Annotated in this window: 22 protein-coding genes; 12 read left to right on the forward strand and 10 right to left on the reverse strand. The window is 66.9% G+C overall.

From position 1 onward, the window contains the following. Positions 1–120: 120 nt before the first annotated feature. Positions 121–1,311, forward strand: coding sequence for a hypothetical protein (locus OHQ90_RS30665; RefSeq protein ID WP_328403412.1), 1,191 nt, complete (start codon positions 121–123; stop codon positions 1,309–1,311). A 403-nt stretch (positions 1,312–1,714) separates the two neighbouring features. On the opposite strand, the gene OHQ90_RS30670 is transcribed toward OHQ90_RS30665, so the two are convergent. Continuing rightward, positions 1,715–2,644 (reverse strand): LysR family transcriptional regulator, encoded by a 930-nt coding sequence (locus tag OHQ90_RS30670; RefSeq protein ID WP_328413192.1) that lies wholly within the window; start codon positions 2,642–2,644, stop codon positions 1,715–1,717. Positions 2,645–2,788: 144 nt separating this feature from the next. Here OHQ90_RS30670 and OHQ90_RS30675 point away from each other — a divergent pair, with 144 nt between their 5' ends. Together OHQ90_RS30675 and OHQ90_RS30680 are read left to right on the forward strand one after the other, a co-directional pair. Beyond that, positions 2,789–3,244, forward strand: a complete 456-nt coding sequence (locus OHQ90_RS30675) for a YncE family protein (protein WP_328403414.1) — start codon at positions 2,789–2,791, stop codon at positions 3,242–3,244. Between the two features lie 145 nt (positions 3,245–3,389). Further along, positions 3,390–3,542 carry a hypothetical protein gene (locus tag OHQ90_RS30680; protein ID WP_328403416.1) on the forward strand — a complete coding sequence of 51 codons (153 nt, stop codon included), beginning with the start codon at positions 3,390–3,392 and terminating at the stop codon, positions 3,540–3,542. On the opposite strand, the gene OHQ90_RS30685 is transcribed toward OHQ90_RS30680, so the two are convergent. Both OHQ90_RS30685 and OHQ90_RS30690 read right to left on the reverse strand, forming a co-directional pair. Continuing rightward, the gene (locus OHQ90_RS30685; RefSeq protein ID WP_328403418.1) at positions 3,539–5,068 is read right to left on the reverse strand and encodes a flavin-containing monooxygenase; all 1,530 of its coding nucleotides are present in this window, start codon (positions 5,066–5,068) and stop codon (positions 3,539–3,541) included. The two genes, OHQ90_RS30680 and OHQ90_RS30685, sit on opposite strands and share 4 nt — an antisense overlap. Positions 5,069–5,119: 51 nt before the next feature. Further along, a complete protein-coding gene (locus tag OHQ90_RS30690) occupies positions 5,120–6,436 on the reverse strand; it encodes a cytochrome P450 (RefSeq protein WP_328403420.1) in 1,317 nt (438 codons plus the stop codon). Positions 6,437–6,748: 312 nt separating this feature from the next. Between OHQ90_RS30690 and OHQ90_RS30695 the strand changes: the two genes are divergently transcribed. Beyond that, positions 6,749–7,990, forward strand: a complete 1,242-nt coding sequence (locus OHQ90_RS30695) for an MFS transporter (RefSeq protein WP_328403422.1) — start codon at positions 6,749–6,751, stop codon at positions 7,988–7,990. Beyond that, complete coding sequence (locus OHQ90_RS30700) at positions 7,987–8,526, forward strand: GNAT family N-acetyltransferase (RefSeq protein WP_412001994.1); 540 nt, start codon at positions 7,987–7,989, stop codon at positions 8,524–8,526. The genes OHQ90_RS30695 and OHQ90_RS30700 overlap by 4 nt, the downstream gene beginning before the upstream one ends. Here OHQ90_RS30700 and OHQ90_RS30705 read toward each other — a convergent pair. Continuing rightward, on the reverse strand, positions 8,523–9,278 hold the full coding sequence (locus OHQ90_RS30705; RefSeq protein ID WP_328403424.1) for an alpha/beta fold hydrolase: 756 nt from the start codon (positions 9,276–9,278) through the stop codon (positions 8,523–8,525). The genes OHQ90_RS30700 and OHQ90_RS30705 overlap by 4 nt on opposite strands. 129 nt (positions 9,279–9,407) lie before the next feature. On the opposite strand from OHQ90_RS30705, the gene OHQ90_RS30710 reads away from it, so the two are divergent. The 3 genes from OHQ90_RS30710 (at position 9,408) to OHQ90_RS30720 (ending at position 11,774) form a co-directional block, all read left to right on the forward strand. Further along, on the forward strand, positions 9,408–10,295 hold the full coding sequence (locus tag OHQ90_RS30710; RefSeq protein ID WP_328403426.1) for an ABC transporter ATP-binding protein: 888 nt from the start codon (positions 9,408–9,410) through the stop codon (positions 10,293–10,295). Between the two features lie 52 nt (positions 10,296–10,347). Further along, positions 10,348–11,127, forward strand: coding sequence for an ABC transporter permease subunit (locus OHQ90_RS30715; protein WP_328403428.1), 780 nt, complete (start codon positions 10,348–10,350; stop codon positions 11,125–11,127). 152 nt (positions 11,128–11,279) lie between these two features. Then, complete coding sequence (locus tag OHQ90_RS30720) at positions 11,280–11,774, forward strand: GbsR/MarR family transcriptional regulator (RefSeq protein ID WP_328403430.1); 495 nt, start codon at positions 11,280–11,282, stop codon at positions 11,772–11,774. A 55-nt stretch (positions 11,775–11,829) separates the two neighbouring features. On the opposite strand, the gene OHQ90_RS30725 is transcribed toward OHQ90_RS30720, so the two are convergent. Then, on the reverse strand, positions 11,830–12,624 hold the full coding sequence (locus OHQ90_RS30725; protein ID WP_328403432.1) for a tyrosine-protein phosphatase: 795 nt from the start codon (positions 12,622–12,624) through the stop codon (positions 11,830–11,832). A 94-nt stretch (positions 12,625–12,718) separates the two neighbouring features. Continuing rightward, complete coding sequence (zapE, locus tag OHQ90_RS30730) at positions 12,719–13,738, reverse strand: cell division protein ZapE (RefSeq protein ID WP_328403434.1); 1,020 nt, start codon at positions 13,736–13,738, stop codon at positions 12,719–12,721. A 35-nt stretch (positions 13,739–13,773) separates the two neighbouring features. Here zapE and OHQ90_RS30735 point away from each other — a divergent pair, with 35 nt between their 5' ends. From OHQ90_RS30735 to msrB, 4 genes are all read left to right on the forward strand, one after another. Further along, positions 13,774–14,535: a pyrimidine reductase family protein gene (locus tag OHQ90_RS30735; RefSeq protein WP_328403436.1), complete on the forward strand. Its 762-nt coding sequence runs from the start codon at positions 13,774–13,776 to the stop codon at positions 14,533–14,535. Positions 14,536–14,614: 79 nt separating this feature from the next. Continuing rightward, positions 14,615–16,171 carry an alpha/beta hydrolase gene (locus OHQ90_RS30740; RefSeq protein WP_328403438.1) on the forward strand — a complete coding sequence of 519 codons (1,557 nt, stop codon included), beginning with the start codon at positions 14,615–14,617 and terminating at the stop codon, positions 16,169–16,171. A 68-nt stretch (positions 16,172–16,239) separates the two neighbouring features. Beyond that, positions 16,240–17,583, forward strand: coding sequence for a glycosyltransferase family 87 protein (locus tag OHQ90_RS30745; RefSeq protein ID WP_328403440.1), 1,344 nt, complete (start codon positions 16,240–16,242; stop codon positions 17,581–17,583). Positions 17,584–17,630: 47 nt separating this feature from the next. Beyond that, on the forward strand, positions 17,631–18,074 hold the full coding sequence (gene msrB / locus OHQ90_RS30750; protein WP_328403442.1) for a peptide-methionine (R)-S-oxide reductase MsrB: 444 nt from the start codon (positions 17,631–17,633) through the stop codon (positions 18,072–18,074). A gap of 558 nt (positions 18,075–18,632) precedes the next feature. On the opposite strand, the gene hemQ is transcribed toward msrB, so the two are convergent. From hemQ to hemE, 4 genes are all read right to left on the reverse strand, one after another. Further along, positions 18,633–19,328, reverse strand: a complete 696-nt coding sequence (gene hemQ, locus OHQ90_RS30755; RefSeq protein WP_328403444.1) for a hydrogen peroxide-dependent heme synthase — start codon at positions 19,326–19,328, stop codon at positions 18,633–18,635. Between the two features lie 218 nt (positions 19,329–19,546). Continuing rightward, on the reverse strand, positions 19,547–20,893 hold the full coding sequence (locus tag OHQ90_RS30760) for a protoporphyrinogen oxidase (protein ID WP_328403446.1): 1,347 nt from the start codon (positions 20,891–20,893) through the stop codon (positions 19,547–19,549). A gap of 22 nt (positions 20,894–20,915) precedes the next feature. After that, positions 20,916–21,455: a uridine kinase family protein gene (locus OHQ90_RS30765; RefSeq protein ID WP_328403448.1), complete on the reverse strand. Its 540-nt coding sequence runs from the start codon at positions 21,453–21,455 to the stop codon at positions 20,916–20,918. A 114-nt stretch (positions 21,456–21,569) separates the two neighbouring features. Further along, positions 21,570–22,634 (reverse strand): uroporphyrinogen decarboxylase, encoded by a 1,065-nt coding sequence (gene hemE, locus OHQ90_RS30770; RefSeq protein ID WP_328403450.1) that lies wholly within the window; start codon positions 22,632–22,634, stop codon positions 21,570–21,572. Between the last annotated feature and the right edge of the window lie 289 nt (positions 22,635–22,923).

The following is a 22,923-nucleotide window of genomic DNA, read 5'->3' on the forward strand; positions in this document are numbered from 1 at the left end:
ACGAAAAGTGCCGCGGCCCACTGGGTGTTGGTTGCCTCGAGCCGCGTATCTACCGATCGACGGATAGAATCGGCCGGCCACGGGCGGAGTTCGGGCACATACGGGGAAGAAGGTAAACGAATGGACCACGGCGAGCCGGGTGGCGAGTCGATCGGCGCGCTCTTGTCGAGCCTCGCGACGACCTTGCGCGAGGTGAGCGACAAGCTGGACGCTGTGGCCGGCCGCGTGGACGATCGCGAAGACAACGACGTGGTCGAGCGCCTTGCGAAGCTGGAGGCGTGGGCTTTTCGTGCCGGGGACGATGTGGCGAAGCTGGACGTGCGATTGGAACGCGTCGAATCCGGCAGCGCCACGAGCAAGGACACCGTCGAGGCCGCTTCCAGCAGGCTCGACGCGAGTCGTCCGGATTCGCCGAAGCTGCCCTCGCGCGCGCAACGCCGCGAAGCGACCGCGATACCGCCGCTCGCAGACCAGTCCGAACGGACACCGACAGCGCCCTTCGACGTTACTCCGGCGACGCCACGCCGAGACCCCGCCTCAGCCGTGACTCCGGATAGCCGGACCGAGCCCGCGGCTCCCGCCTTCCGCAACGAACGGCCCGAATCCCTGGCGACTCCAATGCAGCACGAGCAGGTCGAGCCGGCGACGATCACCCCACGCACACCACGCGCCGAGTCGACCGCAGCCCCGTTCCACAACGAACCCTTCGGTCCCGCGACACACAGCGAGCCACGTAACTCCCGGCTCGAGCAGACGGCACCGACCTTCGGCAACGAGCGCCTGGAGCCCCTAGCGCCGCCCCCTGGCGAATGGGCGCAGGCAGCCCCCACTACGCACTCCGAGCGACCCGAACCTGCCGAGACCCGGAGCAACGAACGCCTCACTCCCCCTCCCCCGGCATCCCGAAACGACTGGGCCGACTTCAGCACACCCGCCGCGGGCAACGGCCGCGGCGCATCCACGCCGACCACGAACCACGACCGGGTCGACTACAACAACGCAGGATCGAGCAACGGCCGGACCGACTACAACACGCCTGGTTCGAGTAACGGCCGCCTAGAACCGCCCCCGTCCCGACCCGATTCCAGCATGACCGCGCCCCGCAACGACCGCGAAGAAGTCGTCCCCATGTCGCCGGGAGCCCATCGCGCCGCCGCCACAAACACCGAAGACAATTCTCACGTGGACAAGCTGCAGGCGATGCTCGACGAACTCAAGCGCAACGGCCCCTTCGGCGCTCGCCCCGAGGCGCCTTCTCAAAGCGAATTGCCCGGTATCGACCCGCATTTCGCGGTGCGAACCGAGGGGTAGACAGCGGCCCTCCGGTGCCTGACACGGGCTGTTCGTCCCCCTGAACACGCCACCGCGGCCGACCCCAAGCCGTACCGATCGCAGAAACTGAACCCCGCATAGAACTCTCGGGCGACGATGCCGAGGGCCCTCGTTCGAGACCGCAGGACCGGGTGACCAAGGCCTGCCTGCGACTTCGATGCAGTCCTGAAACAGCCGTCACCACGCCCGCAAGCGCATACCACCTCGACCTGGTGTCCGGGCGGCTCGGCGGGCTCAGCACAAGGCAGCGGCACGATCGAGGCGGGCGAGCCGATGTCGACGGCGGACTGTCCCGACTACCGGTTGTTTGCCCACGAACCCCGGCCGGCGTCTGATGAACCCCGGCCCGCGTCTGATATCGACAGGGCACGGCCGAGGCGGCCTACTGTCGGTCGCCGTGGCGAGGGCTCGGGTCGGCGCCCTCGACAGCGTTGGTGAGGACGGCGCGGATCAGCTCACGAAACCAGCGGTGGCCACTGTCGGCAGTGTTGCGGGGGTGCCAGGCCATACCGATGGTCACCTCCGGCAGGGGTAGCGGAATCTTGAAGGCACACAACCCGAGTGCGGTCAGTGTGGTGGCGCTGAGGGCCGCGGGGGCCGGGCAGATCAGGTGACCCGCGCGGACGGCGAGCAATGCGGTGGTGAGGTTCGGGACGGTCGCCACGACGCGGCGGGTGCGCCCGTGCAAGGCCAGTCGGTCGTCGATGGGTCCCCGGGCGCGCCCGAGTCGGGAAATGGCGAGGTGGGCGGCCGAGGCGAAGGCCGCCACCGTGACGCGGTCGGTGACGAGCGGGTGGTCGGGCGCGGCGACGCCGATCACGCGGTCGCCGAGCACCCGTTGCACCGTCGTTTCCGGATCGGTGTGGTCTATGACGCCCACCTCGATGTCGACTCGACCGTCACGTAACGCTGCGGTCCCTTCGAGAGTGTCGGGCAGAAAATGCACTGTGACGCCAGGGGCTCGGGTCCGGACGGCGGCCAGCAGCGGGGCGGCAAGTTCGGTCAGCACCGTGTCGCCCGCCTGCACGGCGAAGCTGCGCTTGAGCCCCGCGGGGTCGAGGGCGCCGTGCGGGGTGAGCAGCGCACGGCCCTGCTCGACCAACACGCTCACTTCGTAGCGCAACTCCAGCGCGCGCGGCGTCGGCACCAGATTGCGGCCTGCGCGCACCAGCAGTGGATCGCCGAGCACGCGACGCAACCGAGCCAGCGTTCGGCTCATCGCGGGGGCCGAGGTGTGCAACCGCTCGGCAGCCCGCGTGACGCTGTGGGTGTCCAGTAGCGCATCCAGAGCAACCAACAGGTTCATGTCCAAGGCTTCCACCTATGGATTATCACCATCGGAAAGACAACTTACCAATATTGCACTGGTGATAATCCGTGTCGGCTCCTAGCGCTGTCGACAGACGGTGCCGTCCTGCCGATCTCGAAATCCACTGCCGGAAGGACGCATCCACTCATGTCCCCGCATCCCCAGCTCGCTGTGCTGAGCCAGAGCGGCTGCAGACGGAGCTTCTTCGACCTCTCCACCCGAACCCGTACAGCACGAATCGATGTCCTCCCCGAAGGACACGAACTGCGTTTCGATCCCAGCTCACGGCTGTTATACGCCAGCCACACCTATCGCTCGGGCCATTGGCCGGCTCATGCGGCCGAGAGCCACGAGATCACCGTGGTCGATGTCGACACCCATGACGTCGCCGATGTCATCAACCTGTCTCCGGAGCACGCACCGCACGAACTGTTGCTCGACTCCGATGCTGGGCTGCTGTACGCGAGTGTCGAGGAGGGACCCGCAGGACCGGGCGGGCTTGTGGCGATCGATCTGGAATCCCGACATATGGTGCGCCGCATCTCGGCGGACGCCGCGATCCCGCACTGGGCCACACTCACCGCGGACGGCAAGAAGGTCTAAACCAGCAACAATCGGGCACCATTCGTTTCGGTGCTCGATCTCGCCGGTCATGGGGCGGCACGACGGCTACCGGTGCCGGGGTAGCGAGGGCTTGGCCCTGTCACCAGACGGCATTGTCTCGACTCCCAATGGAGCACTGGGATTCGTGAGCAACCTGCAATCCGGGACCGTCAGCGTCGTCGACAACGCAGCGGTCACCGCGACTCTGGGCGTGGATCGCGGCGATGATCTGCCGCTGGACAGATCGATCCCCAATCAGGGTGCGCACGGCGTGGCCTACATTCCGGCCATCGCCTAGCTGCCCGGCACCGCCTGGGTTCCGGCGGGCACCTGCACCCCCGGCGTGGTTTCGTTCGCCGGTGGTCGACGCTCGCCGAGACCGCGGTAGGACGACGGTTTGATCGTCCGGAACCATTGGGCGGCGCGAGTTCTCAGCGGCAACCGATAGTGCAGGTCGGCGAGCATCTCATCGATGTTGTGGATGGAGAACGGGGTGATCGCAGTGCCGTGGGCGTGGTGGCCGTTGGTCCGCTCGGCCATCCACTGCAGGCGTTCGTCGACCTGCGCGCCCATGGTCTCGGCGGTGGGCAGTGCGAGCCTGCCGTTGAGCAATGCAGCGGTCCAGTGCGCGGCGACCTCGGCGTTGAGCGCACTGATCACCGAGGAGTTGTAGCCGACGAAGGTCAGGTTCGGGACGCCGACAGGCAGGATCTGGCGGTACAGGCGGAAATTGCCGTCGTCGTCGGTGAGCTGACGCTGGATGTACGGGGTGAGGAACGGGACACGCTGATGGAATCCGGTGGCGCAGATGACGACGTCGGCCTGGATCGTCTCGCCGGTGGACAGCTGCACGCCGGGTCCGCTGTCGCCGAGCATCTCCGCGATGGTGGCGTCGCGATGGACCGCGATGCGGCCCGCCGCCACCTGCTCGTAGAAGTTTTCGGTGGTGAGGCCGACGGTGCTTTCCGCGATCTCCTCGAACCGACCCTCAGGCACCAGACCCAATTCCCGCAGGTTCATGTGCTTGGTGGCGAGCTCCTGGATCACATCCAAATTGGTGTCGCGGAACGAGTCGCCACGACCGTGCAGGAAGCGTTCGAACCGGCCGAGCTCCTGATAGCGGAAATGTGCCTCCCCCAGGCGGGTCAGCATCAGTCGCTCGTAATCCAGGACGCGGGCCAGCTTGCGCGGCATCTTCCACAGCAGCCGTCGCGCGACCACACTGGTCGAGGCGGCGACGTGGCTGACCGCTTCGGCGATATCGCAGGCGGACTTGCCGTAGCCGACCACCACGACCGACTTGCCGCGCACGGCTTCGACGTCATGGAATTTCGAGGCGACACCCAGCTGCCCGCCCGCGCGGCGGAAACGGTCGGCACCCGGGAAGTCGGGTAGCACGGGATCGCTGAACACGCCGTTGGCGATTACCAGGTGGTCGCAGGAGGTGCGGTGGATACCGCCCCTGTCACGAATCTCCAGTAGCCAACCGCTGTCGACGGGATCGGCGGCGACCACCTCGGTATTGAGCCGCAGGTGCTCGCCCAGGCCGTTGTGACGGACGTATCCGTCCAGGTACGCCTGCATCTGTTGCCCGTCGGGCACGCGAGGGTAGTCCGCGGGCATCGGATAGTCCGAGAAGTGATAGGTGTGCTTGCTGTTCTGCGCGCGCAGCCCCGGATACCGGCGCGTCGCGCTCCACACACCCCCGACGTCGGGAGTCCGGTCGAATACCTCGACCGGAAATCCCTCCTGTCGCAACACCTTCGCGCAGGCGAGGCCTGCGATGCCCGCACCTACGATCGCGATGCGGTTCCCGCTCGTCATGGGACGGAGATTACGTCGCCTGCGCCCGTGCGGCAAAGCCCGCCTAAGATTTCACCCGTCTGAACGCGGAGTGACGACCATCTTGGCCTTGCCGCGCGGCACGGTAGTGATGTTGCGTACACGACCGCGTTCCGGCTTCGCGCCTGCAGGCGCCGACAGGCGGTATCTGCTCAGGATTTCGCGTAGCACGGTGGTGCCCTCCATGAGCGAGAAACCCGCACCGATGCAGCGGCGCACCCCGCCGCCGAAGGGGAGCCAGGTGTTCGGCTCCACCTCCCCGTCGAGGAAACGCGACGGCCGGAATGCGACGGCGTCGCGATAGTTCTCCGTGCTGCGGTGCGCCAGCAGGATGGAGCAGCTGACCACGGTGCCCGCGGGCAGCTGCCAGCCGCCGATGGTCATGTCGTCGGTGAGTTTGCGGACGGCGCCGGGAATCACGGTGCGCAGCCGCATGGCTTCCTTCATGACGGCTTCGAGTGCTTTGTCGTCGTCGGTGCGCACCGCCTCGAAGGCCTGCTGTTGCAGTTCGGGGTGGACCGCGAGTTCGTGCAGGGCCCAGGACAGCGCGGCGGCGGTGGTTTCGTGCCCGGCCAGCAGCAGGGTGATCAGCTGGTCGCGCAATTCGGCATCGGTGAGCGGCGGATCAGCGTCGGTCGTACCGCCTGCTTGCAGCAGCCTCGACAGCACATCGGTGCGCTCGGCGAGGTCGGGCGCGGTGCGGCGGGCCGCGATCTCCGCGTAGAGCAGATCGTCGATGGCGACCAGGTTGTCGTGGAAGTCCTTCCACGGCGCGAACCGCTGCAGCGCGGGTTTCAGGAGGCCGATGTACTGGATAGCGCCGATGGTGACGATGCGATGCAGCCGCGGTGCGAGTGCCGCGCGGGTGCGTGCGTCGGTGACGCCGAACACCACCCGCATGATGACCTCGAGGGTGAGCGCGTTCATCCGATCGAGGGTGATCACTGTTGAACCGGGCTGCCAGCGGTGCACTTCCGCGCCGGCGATCTCGGCGACCACGTCCCGGTAGCCGCGCAGTGCCGCACCGTTGAAGGCAGGCATCAGCAATCGGCGCGCCCTGGCGTGCTCGGCTTCGTCGGTCATCAAGACCGAATGCGCGCCCATGATCGGCCCGAGAATCTGGTTGCCTTCACCGGCATGCAGGTCGCGCGGGTCGCCCGCGAAGATCTGCTTGATGTGTTCGGGCCGGGTGAACACGACGAGCTTGTCCGCGAAGGGCGGCACGCGCAGAGCGAACACATCGCCGTAGTGGCGACGCAGCGGCGGCAAGATCAGTGACCGACGGCGGATGTACAAGAAGCCCTGCACGAATGCCGGTAGCGGCGGGCCAGGCGGATACGTTGCTGTCATCGCTTCCTCCGAATCCGAGGCCGGAGACATCCTTGTGTCCGGCCACGAACAAATGTCGCACATTCCGCCGACAGCACGAAAGGGCCGAGGGCCCGCCTACCGTAGTGCGCACGGCAGGCATACGGTGCACGAAAGAGATCCGCCTGCGGCTGTCCCATCTCGATGATCCCTCCCCGGACGGGTTGCCTTGCACCCCTTCGATACTGGCACGCGACGCCATGATCGGCCAACGTGCGGCACGGGGGCGCGGCACAGCTCCCGGCGTGCACGATTCGGCGGACGTGCCGCTGTCGGTGTCGTTACCCTTCGGGAATGAGTTCGATTGCGCCTGCTCTGCGCGGCGCCCGGATCGCGAACTCCTTCGCGTTCGGGTTGCAGGGTTTGTTCTTGGCCGTGGTACTGACCCACTTGCCGCAGCAGAAGGAACGATTCGGCCTGTCCGACGGCCTGATCGTCGGGTCGGTGGTGTTGGTGTCGCTGCTCGCCGGTGGCGGCAGCGTGGCGGCCGAGCAACTGGCGATCCGCTGGTCGAGCCGCACCACGCTGCGCATCGGTCTGCTGGGCATCGCGATCACCGGCTGCGCGATCGCGATGGCGCCGAACACGATCGTGCTGTTGGTGACGCTCGGCTGCTACGGATTCGCGGTCGGCATCGTCGATGCAAGCACCAATATGCAGGCGGTGTTCATCCAGCACGGGTACGGCACCTTCATCCTGTCGTCGTTCTACGCAGCCTGGAGCGCGGGATCGATCACCGGCGCGCTGTTCGTGTCCGGCTGCGAAGCACTCGAGGTCACGCTGCGCGAATCGGTCCTGACGGCGGCGGGGGTGGTACTCGTGCTCGGGCTGGTACTCGGACCGCGGCTGCTCGGCGCCGACGAGGCGGAAACAGGTCAGGCGGAAGCGGCTGCGGCCGAGAGCGAATCCGGAGCAACGGAACCATCGGGGGCCGTCGCATTCTCGGCCTATCTGGTGTTCGGCATCGCCATGGCGCTGGTGTTCGCGATCGACATCGCGGTCAGCAACTGGTCTGCGCTCTATCTGACCGACGACCTGCTCGCCAGTTCGGCGACCGCGGCCTTGGCATTGGCCGCCTATCAGGGCACCTCGCTGATCGCCCGGCTCAGCGGCGACCTCTGGGTCCGGCGCTTCGGGCCGCACCGGGTCGTGCAGATCGCCGCCACGATCGGAGTGGTCGGCCTTACCGTGGTGGTGGCGGCTCCTGGGCCGGTGGTCGCCATTGTCGGCTTCTTGGTCGCGGGCCTCGGGATGCCGGTGATCGCACCGCTATGTTTCAGTGAGGCGGGTCAGCTGACCACCGGACGCGCATTGGACGCGCTGATGGCGCGCCTGAACCTGTTCAACTATGCGGGCACGCTCGTGGGTGGCGGTGTGGTAGGCGCGATCGCCGCCGGGTTCGGACACCGTGTCGGATTCGTCCTTCCACTCGTCTTCGCGGCAGTCCTCATCGGGCTCGCACGCGTATTCCATTCACGTTCCGAAGCGGGCAAGTTTCTCGCAGCGGGCGACGATCATGCTGTACTGGACAGATGAGCAACATCCCAGTCACCGTCGACCGGGCCGGATTGTGGGACGCCGAGGCCCTCAGTGACGTTGCGGCCGCGACCTTTCCACTAGCCTGCCCGCCCGGCGCCACCGCCGACGACATCGAGATCTTCATCAGCGATGTGCTGTCCGGAGAGCGCTTCGGCGAATACCTGACCGACCCGACGCGCACGGTGCTGAAGGCGGTCGCGAACGGTGACATCGTCGGCTACGCGATGCTGCACGCAGGCGATCCGGCCGATCCCCAGGTCGCCGCGGCGGTGAATCTGCGGCCGGTCGTCGAGATCAGCAAGATGTATGTGCTGCCGGGCCATCACGGCAGTGGGGTGTCGAAGGCGCTGATGCGCGCCGCACTCCAGCGCGCTCGCGAAGAGGGGGCCGCGGGAGTCTGGCTCGGGGTCAATCAGGAAAACACCCGTGCCCAACGTTTCTACGCCAAGCACGGGTTCACCAGGGTGGGCACCAAGACCTTCCACGTCGGCAACCAGCTGCATCACGACTTCGTGATGCGAATGGCGCTCTAGCTCTTCACGAAATTCACCAGCGCCGCGTGAAATGCCGGTTCGATCACGGCCATCAAGTGGTCGCCGGGCACCACGGCCAGGGTGCCGTCGGGTAAGGCGGCGGCGAGGCGTTCGGGTTCAGCGGCGAAGGGGTCGGCGGCGCCTGCCAGAACCAGCGTGGGCACGGTAACACCGGCCAGTGTGGTGATCGGTTCGTCGTCGAGACCGGTCGCGACCGCCTCGATGGCCACCCGGTCGGCACTGATCGCATCGGCGAGAATCCGGAACATCATGGCGACCTGGGATGCGCCCGCGCCGTCGCCGTGCATGGCGGTGCGCAGGTCGTCGATGTCGATGACGCGGCGGTCGACGCCACCGCAGTCGAGCACACCCGAGCCGATGCCGCCGACGGCCAGCTTCGTCACCCGATCGTCGGCGGCCGCGACCAGCAGCGAGATGACCCCGCCCATCGAATAGCCGACCTGCACAACGCGATCGAAGCCGAGCTCGTCGTACAGCGCGCTGACGTCCTTCGCCATCGCCGCCCACGAGTACCGCGCGGCATCGTGCGGTTTGTCCGAGCGGCCGTGTCCGCGGGCGTCGAGCGAGACGACGGTGTGCCCGGCAGCCCGCAAGGCCTGCACCACACCAGTGCCCATCCAGTTGGCGTTGGTGTCGGCGACGACCCCGTGCTGTAGCACGACCGGGACCCCGTCGCCCTCCCACACACGGTAGTTGAGCTCCAACCCGTCCCAGGTCTCGAACTTCGTCATGCCCGCATCGTAATAGGGTCCGACTCGGGGTTGACAAGTTCTGGATGTTCAGTCTTTACTGAACACATCAGTTCTTACGGAAACCACAAGACATACAGAACCTGATCGAGAACCTTTCGAAGGAGCATCATGACCACCGCCGCGATTCGCACCGAGGGCCTGACCAAGCACTACGGCAAGCATGTCGCCCTCACCGAGCTGAATCTCGAGGTCGGCCAGGGCGAGGTATTCGGATTTCTCGGGCCCAATGGCGCGGGCAAGTCCACCACCATCCGCATCCTGCTGGATCTGATCCGACCGACCTCGGGCCACGTCGAAGTTCTCGGCGTCGATCCGCGCGCAGGCGGCGCAGAACTGCGCAAGCGCATCGGCTATCTGCCGGGCGAGCTCGAGATCGAGGGCCGCAACACCGCACGCGACCTGCTCGGGTTCCTGGCCGATCTGCGCGGCACGGTCCCGGCGAATCGGATCACCGACCTCGCCGATCTGCTCGATCTGGATCTGTCCAAGAAGGTCGGCGCGATGTCCAAGGGCAACAAGCAGAAGGTCGGCATCATCGCCGCCTTCATGCACAACCCGGACCTGCTCATCCTCGACGAACCGACCTCCGGCCTGGATCCGCTACTGCAGCAGCGCTTCCTGGACCTGGTCACCGCGGCGAAGCACAACGGGCAGACGGTGTTCATGTCCTCCCACATTCTCAGCGAAGTGCAGCAGACCGCCGATCGGGCCGTCATCATGCGCGCGGGCAAGCTGCTCGGCACCGAGAACGTCGAGGATTTGCGGCGGCGTTCGCCGCGCTCGGTCGAGCTGGTGTTCGGCGAGGATATTTTCGCCGATGACTTCGCAAAGCTGCCCGATGTGCGCGACCTGACCATCGAGGGAAAAACGTTGCGCTGCACCACCGAAGGTGAAGTCGACGACCTGTTCAAGATGGCGGCGAAGTACCGCCTGGTCAGCGTGCTCTCCACCGAGCCGGATCTCGAGCAGATCTTCTTCAGCCTCTACGGCCGCTGACCCACACCGGCAAGCACACCACCGAAATACTTATCGCACAGGAGAACTCGTCATGACCCGCTCGGTTTTCACCCAGACACTGAAGGAACAGCGCCGCGGCCTGATCGGCTGGTCGATCGGCTTGGCCATCGTCCCGATGATGTACCTGCCCAACTTCCAGTCGCTGCAGCAGCAGGGCTCGCTCGATATCAAGCAGAACAAGATGTACGAAGCCATGGGGATGGGCGATTTCGCCAGCGCCACCGGCTATATGCAATCCATGGTGTACGCGATGATGGGTACGCTGTTGTTGCTCATCTTCGCGGTCACCTTCGCAGCACGTTCGGCCGCCCAGGAGGACAGCGGAACGCTGGATCTGCTACTGGCCCAACCGATCAGCCGCCGGGTTCTGCTCGCTCAGCGGTTCGCGGCGCTGGCGGTGCAAACCGGAATCGTCACCACTGTCTTCACCCTGAGCATCATCGCCGGCGCCAACGCGGGACAGATGAACATCCCAGCGGGCAATATCGTTGCCGCAAGCGCGGGACTCGGTCTGCTCGCCCTCGTCGTCGGCACGATCACGTTGTTGATCGGCGCACTCACCGGAAAGCGTACGCTGACACTGGGATTCGCCGCGCTGGTCGCGCTGGCGGCCTACCTGGCCAACAACCTCGGCGGGATGTTCGACGGTACCGAATGGCTGCGCAAGCTGTCGCCGTTCTACTACGCGATCGGTGACTCGCCACTGGTCAACGGCTGGAACGGCATCAACCTCGCGGTGCTGGTCGCCGTGGTTGTCCTCGCCGTGGCGGCCGCGCTGATCGCCTTCGATCGCCGCGACCTGGCGGTCTGATTTTTCCGAACGGGGCGGGCCGACACGGCTCGCCCCGTTTACCCATATCGACACCACCGAAGGGATACTCGACCGATGAGCGAGCGCAGCGAACGAAACACATGCACAGCGCCACTGGGGATCACCGAACAGCGCGCCAGCGAGGCCCGATCATGAGCAGCACGGACAACGAACCGACCAGCGACCCCACCCCGGAACAGTTGACGTTCGTCGAGGATCTGGCGCTCGTATTCGAAAAAATGGGCCTGGTCCGGATGGTCGGCCGGGCGGCGGCCTGGCTGCTGATCTGCGACCCGCCCCAGCAGACGTTCGGCCAGATCGCCAACGCGCTGCAGGCATCGAAGGGATCCATCTCGAGCGCACTGAAGACCCTGGTCGCCATGCGTTGGGTGGACAAGACGTCCAAGCCGGGTGACCGCAGGGACTACTACTCGATCCGACCTGGAATCCTCCCCGACCTGCAGCGCCAGCAGCTCGCTCAATACACCGATCTCACGGACACGACCACACGCGGCCTCGCGTTGTTCGACGACCCGAACGGCGAACAAGCCGCCCGTGTCCGCGACATGCACGAGTTCTTCCTGTTCGTCTCCACGGAGATCCCCATGCTGCTCGATCGCTGGGACGCCGCGCACCCGCGCTCCTGATCCGGGCATCCGAGGATCCCGGCATCAGCCGGGATCCCTTGCACGACAGCCGAAATCAGGCCAGCATCTTGGCCTTCAACGCGGCGACGTCGGCGGTCGAGAGCCGCAGGCCGTCGCGGACGTAGTTGTCGAAACTGCCGTAGGTCTCGGCGGCCTGATCGAAGGCGGCGTCGAGCCAGGGCTGCTGGACGCCGTTGATGGTGTCGTTCGGGCCGGTGTTGCGGTACTGGTTGGACAGCAGATAGTCCTGGTTCACGGTGCCGCGATCGACGCCGAGAATGGTCAGCAGGACCGCGGAGGTCCAGCCGGTACGGTCCTTGCCCGCGGTGCAGTGGAACAGCACGGCGCCGTCTCCGGTGTCGATGATGTCGCGCAGCACCGCGGCGAAGGCCTCATTGGCGCCGGGGGCGGTGATGAAGGCGCGATAGAGGTCGTCGCCACCGGTCAGGGTGGTGATCAGGGTCTGTGGCGGCGCCTGGCCGATGACATCGGCCCAGTGCGCGGTGGCGCCGGCAGGCACCTTGTCGGGGCCGATGGCGCGTTCGTAGACGGTGCGCAGGTCGTCGACGTAGCGGACCTGACGGTGGGTCAGGTCGGCGAGATCGGCCGGTGTCGCATTGTTGAGCTGGCCGGTGCGGTACACCAGGCCGGTGCGTACCAGTCGGCCGTCGACGGTGCGGTAGCCGCCCGCGTCACGCGCGTTCTGCACGCCCTGCAGGTTCAGCGAGCGGTCGAACACGGTCGCCGAGACGGTCGGCGGGTCGGCGAGGGCAACGCCTGTCACGGGCCCGAAGGCGACGGTGAGGCCGGCGGCGAGTGCCACCGGGACACGGATCGAACGACTGACCATGACAAGTCTCCCATCGGTTGAACGAACAGCCTCCCGGCTTCGAGACCCACCCAACCAATTGAAATACCAGTAGGTCAACTTTGTGCCGTGACCCCTATGCGGCAGCCGCTTCGAAACGCGACAGCGCCAGCAGTCGCGAGATCGCGCGCAGGTATTTCTTGCGGTAGCCGCCGTCGAGCATCTCCTGCGAGAAGATCTCGTCGAGCTTGGCGCCGGACACGGTCACCGGAATGCTCGCGTCGTAGAGCCGGTCCGCAAGCACCACGATGCGCAGTGCGACGGCCTGGTCGTTGACCTGGTGCACGTTCGAGATGTACACCGACGACACTCCAGAGATCAGTGCACCGTACTTCGACGGATGCAGCGTGCTCAGGTGTTGCAGCAGCGCGTCGAACTCGTCGAGCGTGGATCCCGATGTGGCAGTGGCCCGCTCGGTCAACAGCTCCGGCGAGGTCGGCTCGGGAGCAGGCGGCAGATCGCGGTGGCGGTAGTCGGGGCCGTCGACACGCACGGCCTCGAAAATCGAGCCGAGCTTCTTGATTTCCCGCAGGAAGTCCTGCGCGGCGAAACGGCCCTCGCCCAGCTGACCGGGCAACGTGTTGGAGGTCGCGGCGATCGACACCCCGCGCGCGGACAGCTCGGTCAGCAGTCGCGAGACCAGCATGGTGTCGCCGGGATCGTCGAGTTCGAATTCGTCGATGCACAGCACACTGTTGGCCGCCAGCCGCTCGACAGCATTGTTGAAGCCGAGCGCACCGACGAGATTGGTGAGTTCACCGAAGGTGCCGAACGACTTCGGCGCGGGCGCGCTGTGGAAGATCGAGGCAAGCAAGTGGGTCTTGCCGACACCGAATCCGCCGTCGAGATACAGGCCCGCGCCACTGACCGGCTTCTTCTTGCCGAACAGGCTCTTTTTGTTGGCCGCATGGTTGATCTTGGCGACCTGGCCGGCGAAGTCCTCGGCCTTGCGCACCGCGGCGGCCTGGCTCGGCTCCTTCGGATCCGGAATGTAGGAGGCGAAACTGACCTCGTCGAACATGGGCGGGGGCACCATCTGCGCGACCAACTGGTCTGCCGGAACCTCCGGATGGCGATCGACAAGGTGTTCTTGCATAGACGGAGCCTAATGACGTGGTGTGATGTTGCTTCATGCAGCGTATCCACAATGCGATCCAACTCACACGGCTGAGCGACGATGACCTGGCCGAGCTGTACGCCTACCCCGCCCGGCTCCACCGGCCCTGGGTCCGAGCCAATTTCGTGTCCAGCATCGATGGCGCCGCCACCAGCGGCGGACTGTCCGAGGGTCTCGGCACGCCCGCCGACAAGTCGGTGTTCACGATGCTGCGCGAGCTGGCCGATGTGATCCTCGTCGGCGCAGGCACCGTGCGAGCCGAGAACTACGGCGGCGTCCGCGCCGACCCACAGCGGCGCCGCGCGCTCTACGACCGCGGACTCGGCGGCCACCGCGACGGCGCACCGCCGCCGATCGCCGTGCTCACTGCGAGCGCCGCGATCGACCCCGGCTCGCGGCTGTGCACCGATACCTCCGTCGCACCCATCATCATTACGACCGCGGCAGCGCCGCAGGACCGCAAGCAGCAGTTGTGCGACGCGGGCGCGCGGGTCGTCGAGGCGGGCGATATCGCGGTCACACCGAAAGGGCTGCTGCGCGCGTTGGAGAAGCTCGAATTGCGCCGCGTGCTGTGCGAGGGCGGGCCCCACCTGTTCGGCGAGCTGCTCGACGCCGACGCGATCGACGAACTGTGCCTGACCACCGCACCCGTGCTGGTCGGCGGGACGGCGCGACGAATTTCGCTGTCCGCGCACGAGTTCCGCACCCCCATGGCACGCACGCACATCCTGCTCGACGACGACGGCACGATACTCACCCGTTGGGCCCGTCGCTGACGTGCGCGACACCCACGCCCCGGCGCTCATCTACGGCTCCTTTGTGAAACAACCGGGCGAACCTGGCAGGCTGTAGCGCATGCGCTGGACTCGGGCCGCCGTGCTGGCCTCGACACTCTCGATCATGATCGCCGGATGCGGTGCGGGCCCCTCCGATCGCCCCGGTGTCGCCGTCGAGCGCGCGCCCGCCGTCGGGGGGCCCGCCGCCACGTCGACGCCGCCACCGCCGCCCAAGGCCGAGCTGCCCAAGACCGACCTGAGCTGGCGGGAGTGCACGGCACCGACGCTCGACCTGCTCGGGCTCGGCCCAGCGCCCGCAGGCCTGGTCCTGGATTGCGCGGAGTTCTCGACACCGATCGACGGGACGGGCTCGGTGCTCGGCAGCTTCCGTGCGGGCGCCATGCGGGCCCGCCTGCCGCAGACCCCGGCCGACGCCGCCCCGCTGGTGCTCACCTCCGGAGCGGATCGGTCCTCCTCGGCCACCCTGGCCGGGCTGGCCGTCGGACCGGCGAGCAGTCTGCTGACCACGCGTCCGATTGTCGCGGTGGACCGCCGGGGCCTCGGCACCTCGCAACCGATCGACTGCCTGCCGATCGACGTGCGCCGCGGCCTCGCCGACAACGCTCAATTCGCGCCGGGCGCAACCGATCCCGCCGAGGCGGTGACCGGGTTCAGCCAGGACGCCACCATCGCGTGCCGCGACTTCCTGCACCCCTACGAGGGCACGTTCGACGCCCCCCACGCCGCCGACGACATCGAACAGCTGCGCAAGCAGTGGCAGGTCGAGCACATCGACCTGCTCGGCAGCGGCAACGGCGCCAAGGTGGCGCTCAGCTTCGCCCGCAGGTACGGCGACCACCTGTCGCGCCTGGTCCTCGACTCCCCCGAAGCCGTCGGCGCCGACGCGACCACCAGGACCGAACAGCAGGTCCAAGGCGCGGAGGCGGCGCTGACCGCCTTCTCGCAGCGCTGCACCGGAATCAACTGTTCGCTCGGCGCGGACCCGCGCGCGGCGGTCACCGATCTGCTGAAACGCGCGAGCACCGGCGGTCTCGGCGATATCTCCGCGAATGCGCTGCTGACCGCGGTGACCGGTTTCCTCGGCGGACCGCGCGCCGACCAGGCCAACCGCATTGCCGAACTCGCCGACGCACTCTCGGCGGCCGGACGCGGCGACCGCGGTGCGCTCGGCAACCTCATCCTGCGGGAATCCGCCGCCACCGCGAGCGACGGGCAATTCGTGAACCGCTGCACCGACAATCAGACGCCGCCGACCCCCAGCCGGGCCACGGAACTCAGTGCCGAGTGGGGACAGAAGTATCCGGTCTTCGGCAAGGCCGCCGCGATCGCCATGATGGCGTGCGCCGCCTGGCCGGTCTCGGGTGCGCCACCGCTGCCCGCAAAGCTCGACCTGCCGGTTCTCGTTCTGGGCGGGATCGCGGATCCGGTCGTCGGCACCAGTGGCCAGGCGTCGGTGACCGGCGCGCTCGGCGCAGCGGGCGCCCGCCACGCCTCGGTGGCATGGCAGGGCTGGGGCCATCCGGTCTTCACCCACTCCGGCTGTGCGCAACAGGCGCTGCTCGACTATCTGAAGGACGCGAAGTTGCCCAAGGATGGCACCGCGTGCCCCGCATGACCCCCTGATATGGCGCGCCGGGCAGGTCCCCGCAACCGTCATGAGCTGATCCGGTGTACCGTGCCCCAGTGTTACTTCGACAGCTCGAGCCGCGCACCGCTCGTACCACCGCCGAAGCGATCAAGTTCGCACTCTGGCCCTTAGCGGTCATGACTGTGCTCAATCGGGTCTTCATCAAGGCTGTCAACGGGTTCATCACCGACGACTTCAAACCGGTCTACAACGCGTCGTTGGCCTTCCTCAACGGCAACCCGGTGTACACCGCCAATTTCGACTCGGTGGACCCGCACTACCTATACCCGCCGAGCGGCACCCTGTTGATCGCGCCGCTGGCCCTGGTCGATCCGGAAAAGTCGCGCTGGTGCTTCATCCTGCTGAACGCCGCCGCCATCATCCTGGCCTGTTACCTGCTGCTGAAGCTGTTCAAGTTCACGCTGTCCTCGGCGGCGGCTCCGGTGCTGCTGTTCGCCATGTTCATCTCCGAAACAGTCACCAACACACTAGTTTTCACCAACGTCAACGGTTGCATTCTGCTGGCCGAGGTGATCTTCCTGCATCTGCTGCTGCAGCGCCGAGACCTATGGGCAGGCGCGATACTCGGCTTGAGCATCGCCGTGAAACCGACACTGGCACCGCTGATCCTGATCGCGGCCGCCCGCGGGCAGTGGAAGGTCTTCTACACCGCGATCGGCGTACCTGTCGCGCTGACCGCGATCGCCTGGCCATTGTCGAAGGACGCGGACAAGTTCTTCACCCGCACCGCGCGCTACATCGTCGAGTCGCGGGATTACTTCAACAGCGCCATCGTCGGCAATGCGGCCTACTACGGTCTGCCGCTGTGGCTGACCTGGGGTATGCGCATCTTCATGGGCATTCTGGTCGCCATCACGCTGTGGCTGCTGTACCGCTACTACCGCCAGGACGAACTGTTCTTCGTAACGACCGCGTCCGGTGTGCTGATGACCGCGTCGTTCCTGCTGCCCTCACTCGGGCAGATGTACTACTCGATGATGCTGTTCCCGTTGCTGATGTCGGTGGTGCTGCACAATTCGGTGCTGCGCAACTGGCCTGCCTGGCTGGCGGTGTTCGGGTTCATGTCCTACGACAAGTGGCTCTCGGACCGCTGGCAGGGCTTCGGGCGCAACCTGGAGTACCTGCGCATCACCTTCGGCTGGGGTCTGCTGCTCATCGTGATCTTCTGCGTGCTCGGTGACCGTTATCTGGCGGCCAAGCGTGACGGTCGACTGCAATTCGGCATCGACCCGACCTGGGCGTCGGCGCCTGATTCCCGCGGCGACACGGTTTCCGCCGCCGTGGCGCAGAGTGCGAGCAAGACGGACTCCGAGGACAGCGACACCGAGGACAGCGAACGGTCCGGACTTCGGGAACCGGAGCCGAGCGCAGTCAAGTAGCGACCTGGCTTGCGGCGCGGCAGCCGAAAACCTATTAGCGTGGAGCAATGAGTTCCGACGCTGACACGACCCTGCCCGCGCCTCGCATCCAGCTGACGCCGCAGGAGTGGAAGGCCAAGCTGAATCCCGAGGAGTACGCGGTGCTGCGGCAGGCCGCGACCGAACGCCCCTTCACCGGCGAGTACACCGACACCAAGACCGAAGGCGTCTACGTGTGCCGTGCGTGCGGGGCCGAGTTGTTCCGCAGCACCGAGAAGTTCGACTCGCACTGCGGGTGGCCTTCGTTCTTCGATCCGGCCGAGTCGGAGGCGGTCATCCTGCGCTCCGACGACACCCTCGGCATGCGAAGGGTCGAAGTGGTGTGCGCGAATTGCCACAGCCACCTCGGCCACGTGTTCGAGGGCGAGGGGTATAACACGCCCACCGACAAGCGCTACTGCATCAACTCCATCGCACTGCAGCTGCACCCCTCGGGCACCGCAGCGCAGTAGTCTTCGGCGCTCAGCGGAAAGATACGGATCGCGGTCACGGTGCGCATGCCCCGAAATTTCGGGGCATGCGGTCTGCTGCGTCGCGATTGCTCAGAAATTGCAGTGCCTGCCGCCGAAGGCAGGTCGACGAAAACACGGCACAGCAGGTAGACGACACCACTTGCGCGCTGTCCGGCCGCTGCCGAAGAATGCCTCTCCGCTCGCGTCTGCCGAGCCGGACGGGACGTCCGCCGAACCTGACGTGGCCGATCCTGGATTCAGCTCGGCAGCGTGGAATTCTGCTGCCGGGAATTCCGCGGTGGCCCCTGGTGCGGCCGCCAGCAGTGTCGTCGCCACCACGAGGCCGGCCGCATGTCGTCTCCCATCGGACACTCGCCGACCTCCGGATTGTCCGCCCCAGCACGCACCGAAGTGGTGCCCGCGGCGGGGCCTGGTCCGAATCGCCCGAGGTCAAGACGCACGTCGACCCGCTCGGCAGCCGCAATACCGCGCTATGGCCCGCATCCGTGGTGACCGCAGGCGGGGAGGCTCCGATGTCGCCGCCGAAGACTGTCCGGCTCAGGGCAGCGCGGCGATGAGCTTGTCTACCTCGACGCGCGGACCGGTGTAGAACGGAACCTCTTCACGCACATGCAGGCGAGCCTCGGTGGCGCGCAGATCACGCATCAGGTCCACGATGCGGTGCAGCTCCGGCGCCTCGAAGGCGAGAATCCACTCGTAGTCGCCGAGGGCGAACGAGCTGACGGTGTTGGCGCGCACATCCGGGTAGCCACGGGCGGCTTTGCCGTGATCGGCGAGCATCTTGCGGCGCTCGTCGTCGGGCAGTAGGTACCACTCGTAGGACCGCACGAACGGATAGACGCAGATGTAATTGCCGGGGTCTTCACCGGCAAGAAACGCCGGGACGTGACTCTTGTTGAACTCGGCAGGCCGATGCAGCGCCACATTGCTCCACACCGGAGTACTCGCCCTACCCAGCTCTGTGGTGCGACGGAAGTCGGCGTACGCGGCCTGCAGATCCTCGACACGTTCGGCGTGCGTCCAGATCATGAAGTCGGCGTCGGCTCGCATGCCCGCGACGTCGTAGATGCCGCGCACCACCACGTCACGATCGGCAAGCCCCTCGAAAAACGCCTGCGCATCGGCAATGGCCTTCGCCCGATCTTCCCCGAGCACACCCGGTTTCACCTGGAATACCGAGAACATCAGGTACCGGATGGTGGAGTTGAGGGCCTGGTAGTCGAGTCGCGCCATGCCTCCATCGTGCCACTCGACCGAACGCGGTCGCCCACGGGCCGAGCGAAGTCACCATGCCGAACGATCGCGCGGCCTCGCCACCTATCGCCGACGAAACTCGTCATCGAAGCCCGCGCCGACTGCTGGCATCACACGCCGAGAACCTTCGAACGATACGAATCGCAGACCGCGTCAGCTCCTCGCACGGCCCGGAGGCCGAGCAGCAGGGGCTGTGTTCACGCTTGTCCACCTGCGATCCGGTGGGCAGCCGCCGTGCCCGAGGCTACGCAGGCCGGGACACCGACGCCGTGGAGATAGGCGCCCGCGACGGCGAGGCCATCGAGATTTGCTGTCGCCGACTCGATTTCGGCGACACGGTTGGTGTGGCCGGGGGCGTATTGGGCGAGGCCGCCCGGCCACCGTTGAACGAGTGCGCCGATCGGTTCTATGGTGGCGCCGGTGACGGTGGCGAGGTCTTCGGTGGCGGCGGCGATCAGGTCGGCGTCGGACCAGGACAGGGTGGAATCGTCGCCGAATTTACCGAAGGAGACACGCACAGCTGCGGTTTCGCGCTGCGCCAGATGTGCCCATTTGCGGCTGGACAGGGTGAATGCCTTGGCCCGCAAAGATTCTCCAGTGGCGACAAGGATGCCGGAGTTCTGCGGAAGCGCCGTGTCCCGCGGAAGTGCCAGTGCGACAAGCGCAGACGAGGACAGCTCGATTCCTGCCGCTGCGGCGGACGCGGCGGGCGCGAGGGTGCGCAGCAGGCGGGCGGTCACCGGCGCCGGGGTGGCGAGCACGACCGCGTCCACGGCACCGACCGGGTCGACGACCCAGCCGCGCCCGCCGCGGGCCAGTCGAGTAGCCGGTGTCGCGGTGACGAACTTCGCATCGGATCTGGCCGAGAGTGCTTCCAGCAGTACCCGATAGCCGTCGCGGATGCCGCCGAAGACGGGCGCGTCGGACGGCGGCGGCATGGCAGCGGCGACCGCGTGGGTCAGGCTCGGTGCGCCGTCGTCGAGTGCCGCGGCCAGCGTCGGCAGCGCCGCACGTACACCGATCGAACGGGAGCTGCCGGCGTACACCCCGCCGAGCAGTGGGTCGACGCTGCGCTCGGCGACCTGTGCACCGAACCGGTCGGCGATCAGGCTGTAGACGTCGATATCGGCGTCGGGGTACCATGCCATCGGCCTATCGGCCTCCGCGTCGATCCGCGCGAGTGTGTCGGCGTCGACCAGCCCGCGCATCGACTCGGCATCCACGGGGATGCCCATCAGAGTGCGCTCCGGCATCGGATGCGCACAGCCCTCCGACCACAGCAGTGGACGCAGCCCCGCCGGAACGACCAGTTGCGGCTCCAATCCGAGTTCACGCACCAGCCCCGGCACCTCCGGCCGCCGGCCGACGAAGGCCTCAGCTCCGAGATCCAAAGGCTCCCCGGCCAATTCACCGGTGTACAGAATGCCGCCCACTCGATCGGCCCGATCGATGACCACGATGTCGGCTCGCGGCCCGAGCAGTGTCCGCAATCGATACGCGGCAACCAATCCCGTGATTCCGCCGCCGACAACCGCGATTCTCATACCTTCGACCGTAACCTGCCCGCTATCGGCCGCTGGTGTCGCCACCGACAATCAGGTCTGCCTGCTCCCGGGTGCGATCGGCCGCGAAGTGCGCGTCCTCGGTCGCCATCCACTGCTGCCACAGCGGCAGCGTATGGGCACCGTCCCGCTCGAGCCCACGGGCCAACCGCACGTCGGGTGGTGTCTCGACCCACACCGCCAACGACAGCCGATCACGCACAGCGGCACGCGCGGAGGACACGCCTTCCAACACGATCACGCCACCTGGCGTGACCTCGCGCCACTCGGCCAAGACCCGATCAACCCAGTCGTAGCGCTGATACCGCCCCGGCCTGCCGCACGCGATCGGTTCGAGCACCTGCTCTTCCAACCGCGGCCACCAGGCGAGCTGGTTGTTCTCGGCCGCGAAATCATCGGTGTGCACCACCTGCGCGCCACACTCCGCGGCCAAAGACGCTGCGAGCGTGGATTTCCCGGCGCCACCGCCCCCGTCCACCGCCACCAGACGCGTCGACCCGAGCCGCGGCTGATGCGCGAATATCCGCGCGACAATCTCCTGCACCGACACATCCACGACGGATTGAACCCTCCGCTGATCAGCCCTGTTCCCGATATCTGCGGACGAGACCACCGGCCGGTGCGAATCGGCCGAGCAGCGATCACGCAAAGGGCAAGCTCAGAGCTCGTGGACCAGCTCGACCAAGGCCGTCAGCACGCCGGGATCGGTGTCGGGCAGTACGCCATGGCCGAGGTTGAAGATGTGTCCTGCCGCGCCCATGGTGATCGCCTCGTCGGCTTCGCGGGCGATCCGGCGCGTCTCGGCCTCGACGGCTGCCGGACCGGCGAACAGGACCGCGGGATCCAGGTTGCCCTGCAACGCTTTTCCCGGTCCGACGCGACGCACCGCTTCGGTCAGCGGTACCCGCCAGTCGACACCGACGACGTCCGCGCCCGCCTCTCCCATCGCGCCGAGTAGCTCACCGGTCCCGACACCGAAATGGATGCGCGGCACGCCTGCGGCAGCAACCTCCGCGAACACCCGCTCGGAGTGTGGCAGCACGAAGGTGCGGTAGTCGGCGAGTGAGAGCGCGCCCGCCCACGAGTCGAACAACTGCACCGCGTCGACGCCCGCGGCCAGCTGCGCCTGCAGGAACGCGATGGTGATGTCGGTCAGTACGCCGAGCAGCTCGTGCCAGGTCTGCGGGTCGGCGTGCATCATCGCCTTGGTTCGCTCGTGGTTCTTGCTCGGTCCACCCTCCACCAGGTACGAAGCGAGCGTGAACGGGGCGCCCGCGAACCCGATCAGCGGCGTGTCGCCGAGTGCGTCGGTCAACAGCCGCACGCCGTCGGTGACCGCGCCCACTTCCTCGGGACGCAGTCGCGGCAGTGCCCGCACATCGGCGGTGGTGCGTACCGGCGACGCGATCACCGGACCGACACCTGGCACGATGTCGAGGTCGATGCCCGCGGCCTTCAACGGAACCACGATGTCGGAGAACAAGATCGCCGCATCCACGCCGTGCCTGCGGATCGGCTGCATGGTGATCTCGCACACCAGCTCCGGATCGAAGCAGGATTCGAGCATCCCGATGCCCTTGCGCAGTTCGCGGTACTCGGGCAGCGACCGCCCGGCCTGACGCATGAACCAGACCGGCCGACGGCTCGGTGCGGCGCCAGTGGCGGCGGCCAGGAACGGAGCATCGGTCAACCGGCGGCGGGTGTGAGTGTTCATCGCCTTCATCGTAAGCGGGCCACCGCCCGGTCTTCGCTCGGCCGGGCGAAGAGCCACTCCTGAGACGACGTCCGACACGCGACCGCGGCCGGCCGGGCAGTGCCCGCGGCAAGCCACACCCACAGCCGGCCTGACTCGTCTTCATTCGCCCCGCACGGCGCCGCAGAAACACCGCATCCGACGGTGCAGAAAGCGGCTCGGCGGCGCGCCTCCGACCGCGTCGGGGGGACTAGGTCTACCGTCGCTTTCGTGACACCGCTCGACTTCCGCGACGGAGCCGCACCGACCGAGGGACCCG

It is taken from the genome of Nocardia sp. NBC_00403, from assembly GCF_036046055.1.
Taxonomy (GTDB): domain Bacteria; phylum Actinomycetota; class Actinomycetes; order Mycobacteriales; family Mycobacteriaceae; genus Nocardia.